Here is a 15,868-nt window from a genome sequence, read left to right on the forward strand (position 1 = left end):
TGAAGTTGAGCGATGTTGCGTCGTCGCGCGTGATATTTCTACATACCGTCATCATATGCCGCCAGTTTGCACGTACCTGTTCGAATGAATTCGTTAAGCGTATGAAGTAACCAAATATTGACGCTGTTTTTGTATGCCCGCCAAGCTAAGCGACGGTAGATATGTTTACGGCCCCTTTACCTTTCCTCTGCATTGCTGCCTGGAACGACTGGGGAACGACATGCCAATTGCTGCGCAGATGACGAGCGACGATCGCGGTTTCGCGCGCTTTACGGTCGATCTGAACGCCACGTTGCGGGACAAGATCACGCGCCCGCATGATGTGACGATCGAGGATCTTTCACTGACCGGTTTTCGTCTGAGTGGCGCACCGGATCTGCCGGTCGGTGCCTCCATATCCATCGGCTTTGCGGGCATCGGCACGCACCAGGCGCGCATCATGCGCCGGGATGCGGACATATATGGCTGTGAGTTTATCACGCCGATCACGCAGGACATGTTGCACATGGCTTTGCACACGCCGATCGAAGCACCGATCGCCTTTCTGCCGGCGGTAGGAGCACCACGGTCCGACGGCATGCGGGCCACAGCGTCGATTGCGGAACCGCTGCAGCTTGGCGATGCGCCTGAACCTTATGTCGAGCCCTATGCCCCGCGCACCAAGCTGACGATCGCGGTGATCGCAGCCGTGGCGGCATGGGCGGCCGCGATCGGATTATACCTCTCGGTCGCATAAGTCGGCGTCCCGTCGCGGCGCTACCGCTTAATCCGTCAGCGCCGTATTGGCGGCGACCAATGCCTCCGCCCGGCGTACTTCTGCGGCAAAGCCCTGCATGAAGCGGGCGCGGTCGAAGTTCCGGGCGTGGGCGATCGCCACGGCAGGGTCGAAGCTGGGCAACCATGCGTCAAAGCGGTCCATGGCCTCGACCAGCGAGTCCACTGTCTGTTCGTGGAAGTGGATGCCCGTCGCGCCGTCGATCACCGTTTCAGTGCCCCCCCCGCGTCCGAAGACGACCACAGGCCGCCCCGCAGCCTGCGATTCCACCGGGATGATCCCGAAATCCTCCTCGGCAGTGAAGATGAGCGCGCGCGCCTGCGCATAAGCGGCGCGCAGTTCGTCGAAGCGCATGCGTGTCGTGAAGCGAACGTTCGGCCCGGCACGCGCCTTCAGCGCCTCCAGCATCGGGCCATCGCCGATCACGTGCAGCTTGCGGCCGGTGCGGGTAAAGGCATCGACGGCCAGATCGGGCCGCTTATAGGGTACGAGCTGGCTGATCCATACGCATTCGTCGGTCACCGCGTCGCTCCGCTGAAACAGATCGACCTCGACCGGCGGATAGACGACGCTGGCTTCGCGGCCCCAGAATTTGGCGATGCGCCGGCGCACGAACTGACTGTTGGCCATGATGAGGTCGGGGCGCGATGCGCTCATCCGGTCCCACGCCCGCATCCGCGGCGCCACCATCTGCAGATACAGCTTCGCCAGCCGGCCGCTCGCTGCGCGATAGGCGTGATACTGGTCCCAGATATAGCGCATCGGCGAGTGGCAATAGGTGACGTGCACCGCGTCGGGGCGGGTGATAACCCCCTTGGTCGGCCCGGCCTCGCAACTGATGACCAGATCATAGGCGCTGAGATCCAGCGTCTCCAGCGCGCGTGGCATCAACGGCAGGTATTTCTGATATTGCGACCGGGCAAAGGGGAGTTTTGCGATCGATGTGGTGAAGATGCGGTGCCGCTTCAGCGTCTGTGACAACACCGTTTCATCGACGACATGCGTGAAGATGTCGGCATCGGGATAAAGATCGCAGATCCGCTCCAGCACGCGCTCCCCGCCGCGCATCGTCACCAACCAGTAATGGATGATGGCGACCTTGCGTGCCGGACGGCTTTCGGCTTCGCTTGGTATCGTCACAACATTCATGGGTGCAATCCTGTAGATCGGCCGCAACATTCCGGACCAGATCGGCCCGCAGGGCATTGCTGCCCGGCGCATATGTTTACAGCGGCTCTTATTGCGTCAGGGGGAGATGTGAACGCGATTTCCGACGGTTAGGGAAATAATCCTCCGATTTGGCCTTTGCCGCCGGCACTGGGTTCGTGGCGGGAGCAACTATCGGGGCGGCAGGTACGGCGGATATGGCGGGCGGTTCGGCCCGCACCATCGTTTCAGGCGTGCCGCCACCTACCCCGACGCGAGCGGCACCAGCCACGGGCTGTTCCTCCGCACGGCGTGCACCGCCCTCCGCTCCTGCCATCAGCACGCCGGTATCGTCCGGGATCGTCGGCGCCAGGATCATCGGCGGAGCAACTTCGGCCGGGGGCGTCGCAGCGCGGAAGGCCGAGTAATCGTGGAAGCGTCCAGGCAGGCGATAGAAGATATGCTGGCCGACGATGCCGGTCTTGAGCAGCGTCGGCGCCCATTTCGGAAACACATACAGCGTGTGGTAATGCGTCGCCTGTCCCGCTTCGGCGGAGGTCCAGCCGGCCAGAGCGGCCTCGGCAACCTGCACCGCGTTCTTCCATCGCACCGGATTGGGCGCGCGGGCCAAGGACCCGTCGCAGGTGAAGCTGAACTGGCACCCGGTCGGCCGATCCGACCCCTGATAGACGACGTCGCAGATCGTCTTGGGATAGCGGGGATGGCGCAACCGGTTGAGCACCACCTGTGCAACCGCGCGCTGGCCGGCGATCGGCTCACCATTGGCTTCGTAATAGACCGCGTTTGCCAGGCAGGTGGTCGAGCGCTCCAGATCCGCACCCAGCCACGCCGCGACGAAGGGCGGGGCAAGCGGATTGCTGGCGCGGCTGAGCGGCAGTGCGAGGTTGCGGGTCAACGCGTCCTGCGGCGACAATTCGAGGACTGCGCTCGGTATCAGGTCGTCGAGCGCGATGCCGTCTTCCGCCGGTTCGGTGGGCGTAACCGCAGTCTTGGGGGCCTCCATCGGAATGACATCGAGATATTCCCGGTCGTCGTCCATGGTCAGCAATGCAACACCCAGGCCGATCAACAATGCTATCGTCAGCAGCCCCCATAGGGTTGATCTATGGGAGTGGGAAAGCAGCACAAATTGGTCCTTGGACGTCGCGTAATCGCCGCCGTCCATAAACCCGTGGCCACCAGCCGTCCCTCTTTAAGTTATTGTCGATGCAGCCACATCGTATGTTTTCGGGACACGGCGCCAATCTGGCGTGATCTGACGCTATTGGGTATTCCATCGCGCGACGACCGGCACGCCATGGGCCGGCAGAATGTGAATGATCCGTGATGCGCAGCCCCGGCACCTCTCAAGACCAAGACGCCAATGCCCAGCGGAGCGCTACCCACGACCGGGCGGGGGCCGTGCCCGACCACAAGCTCGGGCGAGATAGCGGTGAGCTGGCATGGGCGACGCCGTTGATCGCGGCGCTGCTGATGATGGAGCTGGCGTTGGGCGGGGCGAATGACGCGGTGTCGAGCGGGGTGGCGTCCTTTGCGACCGCGCTGGTGGCGGGGTTCGTTCTGTACCGGTCGCCTGGGGAATCGCGCTTCTGGGGGCGGGCGCGGGTGCCGCTCTGCCTGTTCGGGGGGGCGCTGTTGTGGAGTGCGCTGCCCGCGGTGGTGCCCGTGTCGGTGCGGCCTGCGGCGGACCTGTTCGGGCTGGCGCTGGCGAAGGCGTTGGCAACGACGCTGTTGCTCGTCGCCGCAGCGCTGCTCGCCTATCGGTCTGGCTCGCCCTCCAGGCTGGTGCGGTGGCTCACGATCTTCGGGATCGTCTACATCCTGTATGCCGCAGTGGACGCGATCGACTGGCTGTACGATGCGGCACATGCCACGCGCTATGCCGGAACGCTGGGCAACACCAATGCGGCCGGCATCGTCTTTGCGGTCGTCGCCCTGCTGGCGGGCGGTGTCGTCCTATCGCCGGGCGAGGAAGCCAGGGGGGGCATGGCGCTGCGCCTCGCCGCTTTGGCAGGCTGTGCCGTGGCGCTGATCCTTTGCGCGATGACCGGCAGCCGTAGCGCGGTGCTGTTGGCCGTGCTGTTCGGAGGCGTGATACTGGCGTTGCGGTTGATACGGCGCGATGGCGCGGCCCCGCCGATCGGGGCCGTCGCGATCGGCGCCGTCGCCCTGCTGGGGCTGGTGACGATCGTTGCCCTGATCACACCGATGGCCGATCGATCAAGCTACCTTGCCGCAGATGCCGGCCTGCGCTGGGACAGCATCCGCCATTATGCCGGGGTGGCGTGGAGCAGCCCCGTCTGGGGTTACGGTCTTGGCAGTTTCTTCGAGATCAATCTCCAGACGCTGACGCCCGGCACCGCACCGATCTACTGGAATTTCGGTGCTGCGCATAACGCACCGATCCAGTTGGTGATGGAAGCAGGGCTGCCATGCCTGGCGCTGCTGCTGATCGGTCTGGCCATCATGGCGCGGCAGGTGTTCACCGTCCGGCGCGACTGGTCGTCGGTCGCTGTCCTGTGTGCGATCGGGGCGATCGGCGGGAGCGCGATGATCGACATCGCCCTGAACGTGCCGGCGATCGCCGCGCTGTTCGCGGTGCTGGTGGGCGCGCTATGGGGTTCGGCTCTGGCCGGGCACGTTTCGCTTCGGCGCGCATCGCTTCGCCGGAGGTCAGTGGGGCGCCCGCGTCCGCAGCGCGTAGCGCACCGCCATCGGGGACCCCCCAAGGATCGCGGCCAGCCGATCGTTGAACCGACCGTCTAGTCCCGCCAGCCAGACCGCTTCCTCGATCGCGGCATCGCGCGTCGCGGGGGACAGGGTCTTCCAGTAATTCGCGGCATAGGCCGTGCGCCAGAACCCTTCCGAGGTGAGAAAGGGCGCCGCGGCATAGCTGGCGGCAAAGGCGCGGGTTGCGCGCCGGCTGGGGTTTTGCCCCTCGACCAGTGCGAGCTGCGTATGGAGGAGCAACGTCGCGGCCGCCTGCGGCCGAGCCGCATCGGCGATGGCGAGCATGGCGCGGGCCTGGGCCAGCGCATTCTGCCGGGGTGCGGGTGCGGCGGCTTCGCCTGCCTTGCGCAGCCACAGCGCGGTCAGGCCGATCGCCGCCCGTGCCGGAATCGACCCCGGCGCCCAGGTGCGAGCCTCTGCCAGCATCGCGTCACGTGCCGGTGGGTCGCCATCGGCCGCCAGGGCAACCGTCGCGACCCGCCGCTCCGCCGCGATCGACAGACCCGATACGACCAGCGTGACCGCCGCAGCGGCCAGACAGGCGGTCTTCAGGACCTGCACCGCGCCTGCGCCTTCCTATTCGTTGTAATAGGACGAGTAGCGGGCAGAATAATACAGGCCGCCCATCGCCTCCGACCGGTGATCGACCATCGTCATCACCGCGCCCAGCACATGACCCTGGCCATGCTCCAGCCCTGCAAGCGCAGCGTCGACCGCGGCGATCGGCGTCGCGTTCCACTTGATGACCAGCATCACCGCATCGGCCAGACCGACCAGCGTACGCGCGTCCGCGATGCCCAGCAGCGGCGGGGTGTCGAGGATGACATAATCATAGGCGGCGCGTGCCTCGGCCAGCAGCGCTTCCATCCGGCCGCTGCCGAACAGATCGGTGGGGGTGAACAGCGACCCTTGCACCAGCAGCATGTCCAGCCCCTCGACCTCGTCGCGCACCACCGCCTTTGCCATGGTGGTACGGCCTTCCAGCACGTCGGTGAGGCCGGTTTCCACCGTGCGGTCAAGCGCGCGCAGAACCCCGGCGCGGCGCACGTCGCAGTCGATCAGCAGGACGCGGTCCCCGCTCATCGCCATGACGCGCGCCAGCGACAGCGAACTGGTCGTCTTGCCCTCGCCGGGCAGTGTTGAGGCCAGTGCGATCACCCGCGCGGGTTCCGCCTGGTCGGTCGTCGCGATGAACGAGCGGACTGCGCGGTAAGCCTCGGCATAGACGGTCATCGGCTTGGAGACGAGCGTCCTGGCCGGGTTGGTGGTGCGCTTGCCGCGCAGCCGCGACCGGCCGGGCAGCCGCGGGATGGAGGCGACGAACGAGAGGCCGAGCAGCGTCTCGATGTCCTCCGGCTTGCGGATGGTCGAGCTCAGGCCCTCGGACAACAGCACCGCGCCCAGACCGACGACGATGCCGATCAACAGCCCCGCCGCAGCGAACGCCTTCACCTTCGGAAAGGTCGGACGTGTCGGAACCGTTGCATTTTCAACGATGCTCGCCTGCGGTGCCGATACACGCTGTGCCTGGGTCGATTGCTGCGCGGCCTGGGCCAGACGGGTGTAGGCCGTACGTTTCGCCTCGGCATCGCGCTCCAGGCTGCCCGCCATGACGGAGGCCTGATCGTCGCGTGCCACGCCCCGCTGCAACGTATTCAACCGGCCCCGCAAGCTGTTGGCCCGCGCTTCCGCCGACAGTGCCTGGCTGCGCAGCCCGCCGACGACGCGCTGCGCCTCCTGCTTGATCTGTTCGTCGAGCGACTCGATCTGCTGGGCGATCTGCACCGACAAGGGATAGCGCGGGCCATAGCGTGCGCTCAGTTCGGCACGCCGCTTCTCCGCCTCGGTACGCTGGCGCCGGAGATCGGCGATGACGCTGGACGACAGCACCGCCGAAATGGCGTCCGTACCGCCGGTCGCGCTCTGCCGTTCGGCCACCGACAGGGCGGACCGTGCCGCAGCGGCCTCGGACTCCGCGGTGGCGAGCTGCATCGACAGCGGCGCGATCTGCTGGTCGGTGATGGTGCCGGCCTGGCCGGTCTGGCTGATGCCGCTCTGCGCCCGATAGGCGGCCAGGCGCGCATCGGCGGCCTGTACCTCGGCACCCAGTTCGCGCAGCCGATTCTGGATCGACGTCGACTGCTTGGCCGCCGTGCCCATCAGATTGTCTGCCGTGCCAGCGACATAGGTGCTGGCATAGGTGTTGGCGATCTTGGCGGCCTTGGTAGGATCGACGGAGCGGATGCCGATATGGACGAGATAGCTCTTCTCGTCGCGGTTGATCTTGAGGCTGTCCAGTACGTTGCTGGTCGCACGCTCGATCGCGGTTCCGGCAGGACCTTCGCCGGCAAATTCCGGATCGCGGTTCAGGTCAAGCTGCGTGACGACTTGGCGCGCGGTGTTGCGCGATCCGATCACCTGCACCTCGGTATTGACCGCGGTCTGATCCGCGGGCTGTTCCGTGCCGTTGCCGAAGTCGAGCGGGGAGGCCGCGTTGGGCGTGATCCGCACCTTGGCAAAGGCGTCGTATTTGGGCGTCAGCATCAGCGCCGTGCCCAGCGCAATCGCAAAAACCGTCAGCGCGCAGGCGACCACGATGATCCAGCGGCGCCGGATGGCATCACCCACCGACCGTAAGGTGACCGCACGTCGCCCCAGATGACGTGACTGGTCGAAGCGGCTGGCATCGTCGTGCTCGGCCTGCGGGGAATGTCTATTCATACGGTCGCGAAGGTCCTTTGGGCGACGCCAGCATCAACGCTGGAGAACGACGGAAAACAGCGCGCGCGTCTCGTCGAACGATTGCAGCGCGGCCGAACCCGATGTGGAGCGGTTGTCCCGGCCGACCAGCAGTCCCAGACCGACATTGCGGTTGAGCAGATACCGGCCGCCCGCGCTGTAGCGCAGGATCTTGGACTTGCCGCTGTTGTTGACGAAATCGTCCTGCTCATAGCCGATCTGTGCGTTCAACAGCACGTTGCGGTAGAGTTCGTGGTCGACGCGCAGCGCCGCGGCGGTCGCGAAGAAGCCGCTGCTCGTGCCGAAGAAGCTGTCCTGCACCGTGCGGCGCACGTTCAGGCCGATGGTGGTGAGTTGCGTCATGAAATATTCCAGACGCGCTTCGGCCGCGAGGCCCGAAATATCCTGATAGATCCGGGCATCGTAGTTACGGCTGACATAGCCGATGCCGATGCCGCCACGGATCAGCGACGACAGGTCGAAGCTGGCCCCACCGATGATGCTGAATTCCTTGGAATCGCGATTGGCGACACCGATCGACAGCGGGCGGCGATAATCGGTATCGACGAAACCGCCCTGGAGGAACACCGACGTATCGGGCGACACGGCATATTCGCCGCGGGCGGTGGTGCGGAACAGCGTCTGATCGCGATTGGCCTGGCTGATCCGTGCACCCGAAAAGGCACGCACGTCGGAAAAGCTGAACTCGTCGACCGTGACCGCCACCTGGCCACGAATCCGCGATCCGGCAAAGGCGCTGCCGACGCTGGCGGTGGTCTGCTGGAACTGGATCGCCTCTGCGGCATCCTGCGGCGAGGCGGCAGACGAACGCGGCTCCGTGGCGCGGGCGGTGCGCAGCAGGCCGTTGAAGGTCAGCGTGCGCGTCGCATCGAGGCGGCCATTGGCATCGATCGTGTAGTTGGTCTCGTTCCGGGGCGTCTCGCTGGCGAAGCGGCGCAGCCGCGCCCCGGCGCTGAGATTGAATTCGTGCGTGGCCCAGTTGCTGTTGGCGGCGACCGACGGTGCGATGATCGCATAGGCATCGCTCTGCTTGTCATTCTCGATCTGATAGGCGTTGTCGGTGAAACCGCCGCTCAGTTCGAGGCGCGGATAGACCAGGAACGATCCGGCCCGAATCCCTTGTGCCTGATATTCCGGCCGTTCGCGCTGAAGGACGCTGACGTTCCGGCCGCGGTCATATTCGAGCGGAAGGTTGGGGAGGATCAGATTGTCCTCGATCGTTTGCGCCTGTGCTGCACCGAGGGCGAGCGGCATGGTCAACACGCCCATCAGGGCAACAAGGGGCAGCCGCATCAAATTACCTGTCATGGAAGGCATGGATCAGAAGGTCGAGTAGTTGGAGGTGCCACCACCACCGATACCCACCACCGGACCCTGCGCCAGGGTTCCTGCACTGCCCCCGGGGGCCGCAGTACCATAGGGATCGCACCGGATCGCCCGGCTGAGTACGTCACGAAGGGCCAGCGTGATCGGCTTTGCCTGACGCGGCGTGCCCAGTGCCTGGCGGAGTGCTGCCACCACCACACGGCAGTTTTCCTCGCTCTGATCGACCGTATAGGCGATCTGCGCTTCCGCCTGTTCGCGGCCTGCCGCCGCTGGAACGCCCGCGATGGTGCGCATGATATCGGTGTACAATGCGATGACGTTCGGATCGTTCGCGGCCAGTGCCGGCAACGCAGGTGCAACCGGAATCTGCGCGGCACCGCTACCCCCGATGACGGACATCGTGGCCGCCATTCCCAGGAAAAACTTTCGCATGGCTAGTCCCCTATTTAAGCAGCCCCTCCCACACATCGAACCAAACCACAATCTCAACGGGTTGTGATTTCGTCCAATTTTGGAACGGAAGAACCCCGCTCACAAAGTGCGCAAGCGACTTGAAAGTTCCCTGCTAATAGTTCCCGGAAACGCCGGCTGTAAAATAATCGATCAGAACAACCGCTCGCGGATACGAATAGTATCACCGGGGCGCACCCTCAGATCCGGAGAAAGATCTACCTTTTCCTCGGTGCTTTCTCCGGCATGCTTTATGACGACGGACTTCTTGCTTGCCCGGTAGGTAAATCCTTCGGCGGTCGCCACGGCATTGAGCACAGTCAGTCCGGAAGAATAGGGATATTCACCGGGCTTGTTGACTTCACCAAGGATGTAATAGGGGCGGAACGTCAGAACATCTATGCTGACCCGCGGCTGGCGAAGATAGCCATCGGCCAGCTTTTCCTGGATGGTGGCGGCAAGACTGGTGGTATTGACGCCTGCTGCATCGACGTCGCCGATCAGGGGCAGCGACAACCGGCCATTGGCATTGACGAAAAATTCGCCGGAGAGCGACGGTTCGTCAAAGATGATGACGCGAACCTTGTCCGCCACGCCGAGCGTGTAGTCGTTACCGGCCGATACGGGCGTGGCCTGCCCCGCTTCCGCGCGCGCCACCGCTGCACGGGCAGGGCTGGCGGCGGTGGTGGTGGCAGGGTCGGCGGTGGTGGTGCCGGGCGTTGCCGTGCGCGGCGCGGTCATCTGACCGGATGCGAGCGCAGGATGTGCACTCGCCAGGCTCGTTAGTGCGACCAAGGCCATCAAGATACGCATACGCAAAAGCTTCCGTTGAGTGACGCGCCATTATTGATCGCAGCAAGCAACCAGCGCCCGACGGGGAGGCAACCGGTTTTCACAATCCAATATGATGTGATTTTTCACGTTCTTATCATCCTTGTCGAGCGGGCGGCAAGGCCAAAGCCCGCTGCTCTGTCCATCCTTGGGACAGGAACGACTTGGTAACCATTGACGCTAACCGTCGATCGGTACGCTTCGGTAACCTCCAGCCGATACGCTCGGGTAATCATGAGCGATTGCAACATCCTGGCAACAGGCGCGGCAACGCGTCGGGGACACCGATCCAGCGGAGGGCTGTTGCCCCGCCGGACCATGCGATCGGTCGCTTTCGCGGCCGGGCTGATCGGCCTGTGGGTATTTCCCGCCACGGCGCGCGGGCCGCAGGCTTCTTTCATGGCGCTTGCGCAGGAGATTACCCCGCCCAAGGGTTTCGCCGCGATGTGCGGAGCGCAGCCCGAACTCTGCACCAATGCCGGGTCGATCCATGCCGGGGCCGGCATCGATGACGGCATCCTCGAAAATCTGCATGTGCTGGACCGGATCAACCGCCGGACGAACCGTGTCGTGCGGCAGGAAGCGGACACCCGCACCTATGGCCGTGCCGATCTTTGGATGCCGGCGGGAGCGCATGCCAAGCCGGTCGGCGACTGCGAAGACATCGCGATCGAAAAGCGGCAGCAGCTCATCAAGGCGGGCTTCCCTGCCGATCGACTGTTCCTTGGAGTGGTGCATGCCCGGCGCCTTGGCCTGCATGTCGTGCTTGTGGCGCGCACCTCGTCCGGCGATCTGGTTCTGGACAGCCGGGCCGATGCGATCCGGTCGTGGCGCGACGTGCCCTATACCTGGATAGGCGCGCAGTCCGGGCAGGAGCCGTTGCGCTGGTTCGGGATCGACAATCTTTCCTGACCATAAATTACGGCTCATGCCGCCGTATCTGCGGCAATGCATTGTCAACGCTATCTTAAACACGTGGGCCTAATTCTGATCCAGCAATCTTTGCTGGATTATCAATGCGTAACCTTCGACCGGCTTTTGGGATACTTGGCCTCCTCCTGCTTGGCGGGTGCGGCGGTGGAAGCGGCGCCGAGGAGGACGTTGCGGCAGACCCCACCGGGGTCGTCGTGGTGCCCGCACCTGCGCCCACACCGACCCCGACACCCGCGCCTGCCGCTCCGACACCGGTCGGGCCCAACACGATGGTTCTGGGCGCGGCAACGGCATTCGGGCAGCAGGCCTGGGATTTCTCGATCTTGCAAACGGCGCGTTCGATCGGCGTCATGGCAGTGCGCGACGGTGTCGCCTGGACCGAGATCGAAAAGACGCCGGGTGTGTACCAGTTCACCTCGCCCGGGTCGAAATGGATGGAAACGGTCATCAACAACGGCTTTCCCGTGACGCTGCTGTTCGACGACACCAACCCGCTTTATGATGGCGGCAAGACGCCCCATACCGATCAGGGGCGAGCGGCCTATGCCAAGTACATCGTCGCGACGCTGGATCGCTTTCCCAAGATCAAGACGATCGAGATCGGCAACGAATACAACGCTTTCAACTTCGTCAGCGGCCCTGTGCGCGACGAAGGCTATGGCGCCAGGCAGCGTTATTATTTCGAGACGCTCAAGACGGTGTACCGCGCGGTCAAGGCATCGCACCCCGACGTGAAGATCCTGGGCGGCGCGGGGATGGCCATACCGGTGGGCTATTTCAAGCCGCTGTTCGGCATGGGTGCGCTGGATTACATGGATGGCATCGTCGTGCATCCCTATACCACCGATCCGGAGCAGCTTGCCAAGCAACTGGGCGTTCTGCGCGCAGCAATGGGTGCCGCAGCCAAGCCGATCCATGTCACCGAGTTTGCGCAGGAACTCGACAGCATACCGGACACCGCCAATTATCTGGTGAAGAGTATCGCCGTCATGGCGAGCGCGGGTGTGGCGGAAGCCGATTGGTATGCGCTTCGCCAACAGGGTGGCCCGTCCAACATCTGGTACAAGAATGTCGCTCTGGCGAGTTTTGCCGGCGATCTTCTGCCCCCAGGGCAGGCGTTCAAGGTGATGTCGCAACAGGTTCTCGCCAAAGGTGCGGGACGCCGGATCGCGGTGGACGATTTCACCTACGCCTATCAGTTCGGCCAGAACGCGATGGTGGTATGGGGCGAACCGCGTTCGCTCAGCGTGAAGGTCCCGGCGCGCTTCTACAATGCGCAAGGGCTGGAGATCGCCGCACCTGCCGCGATCGAGCAGCGTTCGCCGATCATCATCGTCAGCGATCAGCCTCTGGCTTACGGCCAGAATGTCAGTTTCGGCGATATCAGGCTGGTTGCGGACAGCTATGACCAGTTCGATTTCACCAACTCCCTGTCCGGTGAAACCCGGTTCGAGGGGCCCTGGTCCTATTTTTCCTATGCCGTGCGCCGCCAGGCCTATGACATGGCCTATACCCAAGGCGGAGGCGAGATCAGCAGTTCCGACTGGATGCCCTATATCGGCATCGACTGGCTGCGACCGTTCAACATCAACGCCAATACGGTAGGTCCGGTGGACTATAATACCGGGGGCTCACCCGACGCATACAAGGCGGTGCTGCGCTATACGTCGCCGCATGAGGGGCGCTTCGACATTCAAGCGGTCTGGGACGTCGTGGAAACGTCGGATGACGGCATAGACCTGCAGGTTCAGGTCAACGCGCAAACCGTGTTCGCAACGACGGTTGCCCGCCACTACGACATGAACCTGAAGAACCTGTCGATCAAACAGGGGGATATCGTCTCGGTCGTTGTCGGGCCGAACAAGAATGCGATCGGAACCGACACGACGAAATACCGGATCAAGATATACCGGACCTCGTAACGGCGATGATGTCCACCGGGGAGATCGCATCAAACCCGGTGGTGCCGTTCCTGCAGGTATGGCGTCAAAAAATCGTCGCGATGATGCACGCCCACAGCGCCGCCGCAATCGGCAGTGCCAGCAGCACGCCATGCGCGCCAAAGGGATGCTGTTCAGCATCAGGGTAATTGAAAATGCGCATCCTGTCCTCTCCCAGCGTTTTCGCCTTGGATGGTTAACGTACCAATTCGGGAATGGGGTTCAAGAGGCCGCCGGTAACATATTTCAGGGTTATGACGTGGGGGAGCCGCGCGAAACGCGAATGTACGGGTGGTTCCGATCCGGACGCTTTCCGGCAACTCGTGGCGACCGAAATCACACGATCGTGATTTGATGCTTGATAATGCTTAATGAAACGTAAACAGGCATTCAGGGGATGAAGCTAGGGAGAGTTTTATAAAATGTCTGGTGAAGGTTGGAAGCGGACGAAATTTCGCTCTGTAGTCCTGCGTGTGCAGGGGTCGCGCTTCCTTTCTGATCGCATGCGTCGGTTCCTGTTGAATTTCATTGGCGCAAAGATCCACCCAACGGCGACGGTTCGCCACTCATGCTGGTTGGCCTCGGCGGATGTGGTCATGGGTCGAAATGCAATGCTCAACAGCTTTGCCCGCTATGACGGTTCGGCCCGGTTGACGATTGAAGACAATGCCCGTGTCGCCTCTGGTGTCACTTTCACCACCAGTTCTCATCCTTTTGGTGATTGGAAGCGCCGTTCCTCCCCTCTGATCATCGTGGCGCCCATCACCATCAAGGAAGGATCCTGGGTGATGGCGGATGTGACGATCAACCAGGGCGTGACGATTGCCGAAGGATGCATGATCGGCGCGAAGGCGCTGGTGGTGGAAGATACCGAGCCGCATGGCATGTATCTGAACATGGCAAGCCCAGGTGGTGCGGTACGCGCAAGGCGCTACAAGGACTTGCCTGTCGGAAAGGTGGACGCGCACGTCGGCAGGGTGCCGGCACCGGTACAGCTTTCGGTCGTAAACTGATCATCATGGCCGGGAGGATGGCGATCCCGCCATCCTTGCGGCTCGACGATCGTCATCATGGACCATGACAGTTAGGAAGCGTCATGGATATGCCTGACGCTCTGCACCGCTTGCCCGCCCGGTTGCTCTTTTCGTTGTGCGGATCGGGTCTGTGGTTGGGGACGCTGTTCTTTGCGGCTTCGTTGACGCCGAGCCTGGTGCCGCGTGGGGCGCTGCTTCAGGGGTTGTTGTCCGGCGTTGCCTTTGCACTTGGATATGGCATCGGCGTGGCGCTCAGGGCGGGGTGGCGGTTTTTGCATTTGCCGGCATGGGACGAGAGCCGGATCGGGCGGTGGGCCAAGATCGGGGCTGCTCTCGTTTGCGTCGTGATCGCCGGCTTCTTCCTGTGGCATGCATCCGCGTGGCAGAATTCCGTCCGCCTGCCGATGGGCATGGATGCGGTGGATAGCGCGCGGCCGATGCTGGTCGGGGGCGTGGCGGCATCGATCGCGGTCGTGGCGATCCTGTTGGCGCGGGTGTTCAAGGCGATGGCACGCGGCGTCACGCACCTGCTGGACCGCGTGGTGCCGCGACGGGTATCAGCGATCGCCGGGATCGTTGTGTCGCTGATGCTGTTCTGGGCGATCGGCAACGGCGTGTTGCTGCGTGCGGGGCTTCGTGCGCTCGACTCCTCCTATCGGCAGCTCGATGCGCATGTCGAGGACGGGCTGGAACAGCCCGTGGATCCCCGCAAGACCGGCAGCGATGCCTCGCTGCTGCGCTGGGCGGATCTTGGGCGCATGGGGCGTGAGGCCATCTCGGTCGGGGCGACGGGCGCGCAGATCGCGCGCTTTACCGGGCAGCCGGCAATGGAGCCGCTGCGCATCGATGTCGGCCTGCAATCCGCCGAAACGATCGAGGCCCGCGCCGTGCTGGCCCTGGCCGAGATGCAGCGGGTCGGGGCGTTCGAGCGCTCCGTGCTGGTCGTGACGACGCCGACCGGGACGGGGTGGCTGGATCCTGCAAGCCAGATGCCGCTGGAATATCTCCACCGCGGCGACGTGGCGACGGTGGCCGTGCAATATTCCTATCTGCCGAGCTGGCTGGCACTGATGGTAGAGCCGACCTACGGCGCCGACACCGCCCGTGCGCTGTTCCGCAAGGTCTATGACCATTGGCACCGCCTGCCGCGCGACCGCCGGCCGCGCCTGTACCTGCATGGTTTGAGCCTGGGTGCGCTCAATTCGGACCTGTCGGCCGATCTGTTCGACGTGATCGGCGATCCGCACCAGGGCGCGTTGTGGAGCGGTCCTCCCTTTCAGAGCCGGACATGGTTGCAAGCGACGCGGGAGCGTGTGCCCGGATCACCCGCCTGGTTGCCGCGGTTTCGCGACGGATCGGTGATCCGCTTCACCGGACAGGGCGACGCGGTGCAACAGGCACCGGCACCCTGGGGGCCGATGCGGATCGTCTATCTGCAATATGCCAGCGACCCGATCACCTTTTTCGAGACGCGGTCCGCGTTTCGCCCTCCCGCCTGGTTGAGCGGGCCGCGCGGGCCGGACGTATCCGCGTCGCTGCGCTGGTATCCGCTGGTGACCTTCCTGCAACTGGGACTGGACATGGCGATCGCGACGACGCCGCCGATGGGGCACGGCCATGTCTATGCCCCTGAGGATTATGTCGATGCCTGGACCGCGGTGACCCAGCCGCAGGGATGGACACCGCCTGCACTTGCCCGGCTGAAGCGGCATCTCGCGCGACGCATCGAAATGGAGGCGTTGGCGAGCTCATCATAATAGACATGTGGCATGATGGAGCGGGGCATTTGCGGCTGCTTCTGGTGCGACGTGACGCGGGCTGGGCCGATGGCAGCGACTTCAACCGGTATGGCCGGTGTTTGACAGGCAGCAAAGTCTTTACTGTAATGGTATAGACGCCGCTTATGTCGCTGGACCCTTGTA

13 protein-coding genes are annotated in these 15,868 nt (G+C 63.8%); 6 read left to right on the top strand and 7 right to left on the bottom strand.

Annotated elements, in window-relative coordinates; all coding sequences use genetic code 11:
* Positions 1–133 precede the first annotated feature (133 nt).
* The gene (locus GQR91_RS01530) at positions 134–736 is read left to right on the top strand and encodes a PilZ domain-containing protein (protein WP_149683351.1); all 603 of its coding nucleotides are present in this window, start codon (positions 134–136) and stop codon (positions 734–736) included.
* Between the two features lie 27 nt (positions 737–763).
* On the opposite strand, the gene GQR91_RS01535 is transcribed toward GQR91_RS01530, so the two are convergent.
* A complete protein-coding gene (locus GQR91_RS01535) occupies positions 764–1,924 on the bottom strand; it encodes a glycosyltransferase (RefSeq protein WP_149683352.1) in 1,161 nt (386 codons plus the stop codon).
* An 88-nt stretch (positions 1,925–2,012) separates the two neighbouring features.
* Positions 2,013–3,011: a cell wall hydrolase gene (locus GQR91_RS01540; RefSeq protein ID WP_249042495.1), complete on the bottom strand. Its 999-nt coding sequence runs from the start codon at positions 3,009–3,011 to the stop codon at positions 2,013–2,015.
* A 332-nt stretch (positions 3,012–3,343) separates the two neighbouring features.
* On the opposite strand from GQR91_RS01540, the gene GQR91_RS19870 reads away from it, so the two are divergent.
* Complete coding sequence (locus tag GQR91_RS19870) at positions 3,344–4,708, top strand: O-antigen ligase family protein (RefSeq protein WP_149683354.1); 1,365 nt, start codon at positions 3,344–3,346, stop codon at positions 4,706–4,708.
* Here the strand turns inward: GQR91_RS19870 and GQR91_RS01550 are convergent.
* The 5 genes from GQR91_RS01550 to GQR91_RS01570 all read right to left on the bottom strand — a co-directional run bounded on the left by GQR91_RS01550 (position 4,616) and on the right by GQR91_RS01570 (position 10,021).
* Positions 4,616–5,233 (bottom strand): hypothetical protein, encoded by a 618-nt coding sequence (locus GQR91_RS01550; RefSeq protein ID WP_149683355.1) that lies wholly within the window; start codon positions 5,231–5,233, stop codon positions 4,616–4,618. The genes GQR91_RS19870 and GQR91_RS01550 overlap by 93 nt on opposite strands.
* A gap of 15 nt (positions 5,234–5,248) precedes the next feature.
* The gene (locus tag GQR91_RS01555) at positions 5,249–7,393 is read right to left on the bottom strand and encodes a GumC family protein (protein ID WP_149683356.1); all 2,145 of its coding nucleotides are present in this window, start codon (positions 7,391–7,393) and stop codon (positions 5,249–5,251) included.
* Between the two features lie 33 nt (positions 7,394–7,426).
* The gene (locus GQR91_RS01560; RefSeq protein ID WP_160146855.1) at positions 7,427–8,725 is read right to left on the bottom strand and encodes an outer membrane beta-barrel protein; all 1,299 of its coding nucleotides are present in this window, start codon (positions 8,723–8,725) and stop codon (positions 7,427–7,429) included.
* 27 nt (positions 8,726–8,752) lie between these two features.
* Positions 8,753–9,190 carry a hypothetical protein gene (locus tag GQR91_RS01565; RefSeq protein ID WP_149683358.1) on the bottom strand — a complete coding sequence of 146 codons (438 nt, stop codon included), beginning with the start codon at positions 9,188–9,190 and terminating at the stop codon, positions 8,753–8,755.
* A gap of 171 nt (positions 9,191–9,361) precedes the next feature.
* Positions 9,362–10,021 carry a polysaccharide biosynthesis/export family protein gene (locus tag GQR91_RS01570; protein ID WP_249042496.1) on the bottom strand — a complete coding sequence of 220 codons (660 nt, stop codon included), beginning with the start codon at positions 10,019–10,021 and terminating at the stop codon, positions 9,362–9,364.
* A gap of 321 nt (positions 10,022–10,342) precedes the next feature.
* Between GQR91_RS01570 and GQR91_RS01575 the strand changes: the two genes are divergently transcribed.
* The 4 genes from GQR91_RS01575 (at position 10,343) to GQR91_RS01590 (ending at position 15,703) form a co-directional block, all read left to right on the top strand.
* On the top strand, positions 10,343–10,951 hold the full coding sequence (locus GQR91_RS01575) for a transglutaminase-like cysteine peptidase (RefSeq protein ID WP_164727723.1): 609 nt from the start codon (positions 10,343–10,345) through the stop codon (positions 10,949–10,951).
* 371 nt (positions 10,952–11,322) lie between these two features.
* Positions 11,323–12,894: a hypothetical protein gene (locus GQR91_RS01580; RefSeq protein ID WP_149683360.1), complete on the top strand. Its 1,572-nt coding sequence runs from the start codon at positions 11,323–11,325 to the stop codon at positions 12,892–12,894.
* A gap of 440 nt (positions 12,895–13,334) precedes the next feature.
* Positions 13,335–13,925 (top strand): acyltransferase, encoded by a 591-nt coding sequence (locus GQR91_RS01585; RefSeq protein WP_149683361.1) that lies wholly within the window; start codon positions 13,335–13,337, stop codon positions 13,923–13,925.
* Between the two features lie 83 nt (positions 13,926–14,008).
* The gene (locus GQR91_RS01590) at positions 14,009–15,703 is read left to right on the top strand and encodes an alpha/beta hydrolase (RefSeq protein WP_211368547.1); all 1,695 of its coding nucleotides are present in this window, start codon (positions 14,009–14,011) and stop codon (positions 15,701–15,703) included.
* Positions 15,704–15,868: the final 165 nt, after the last annotated feature.

Source organism: Sphingomonas carotinifaciens, from assembly GCF_009789535.1.
GTDB lineage: Bacteria > Pseudomonadota > Alphaproteobacteria > Sphingomonadales > Sphingomonadaceae > Sphingomonas > Sphingomonas carotinifaciens.

Excerpts from the sequence above, each read along its gene's own strand:
- GQR91_RS01530 (WP_149683351.1), top strand. The coding sequence starts at position 134 with ATGCCCGCCAAGCTAAGCGACGGTAGATATGTTTACGGCCCCTTTACC.
- GQR91_RS01535 (WP_149683352.1), bottom strand. The coding sequence starts at position 1,924 with ATGAATGTTGTGACGATACCAAGCGAAGCCGAAAGCCGTCCGGCACGC.
- GQR91_RS01555 (WP_149683356.1), bottom strand. The coding sequence starts at position 7,393 with ATGAATAGACATTCCCCGCAGGCCGAGCACGACGATGCCAGCCGCTTC.
- GQR91_RS01560 (WP_160146855.1), bottom strand. The coding sequence starts at position 8,725 with ATGCGGCTGCCCCTTGTTGCCCTGATGGGCGTGTTGACCATGCCGCTC.
- GQR91_RS01565 (WP_149683358.1), bottom strand. The coding sequence starts at position 9,190 with ATGCGAAAGTTTTTCCTGGGAATGGCGGCCACGATGTCCGTCATCGGG.
- GQR91_RS01570 (WP_249042496.1), bottom strand. The coding sequence starts at position 10,021 with ATGCGTATCTTGATGGCCTTGGTCGCACTAACGAGCCTGGCGAGTGCA.
- GQR91_RS01580 (WP_149683360.1), top strand. The coding sequence starts at position 11,323 with ATGGCAGTGCGCGACGGTGTCGCCTGGACCGAGATCGAAAAGACGCCG.
- GQR91_RS01585 (WP_149683361.1), top strand. The coding sequence starts at position 13,335 with ATGTCTGGTGAAGGTTGGAAGCGGACGAAATTTCGCTCTGTAGTCCTG.
- GQR91_RS01590 (WP_211368547.1), top strand. The coding sequence starts at position 14,009 with ATGGATATGCCTGACGCTCTGCACCGCTTGCCCGCCCGGTTGCTCTTT.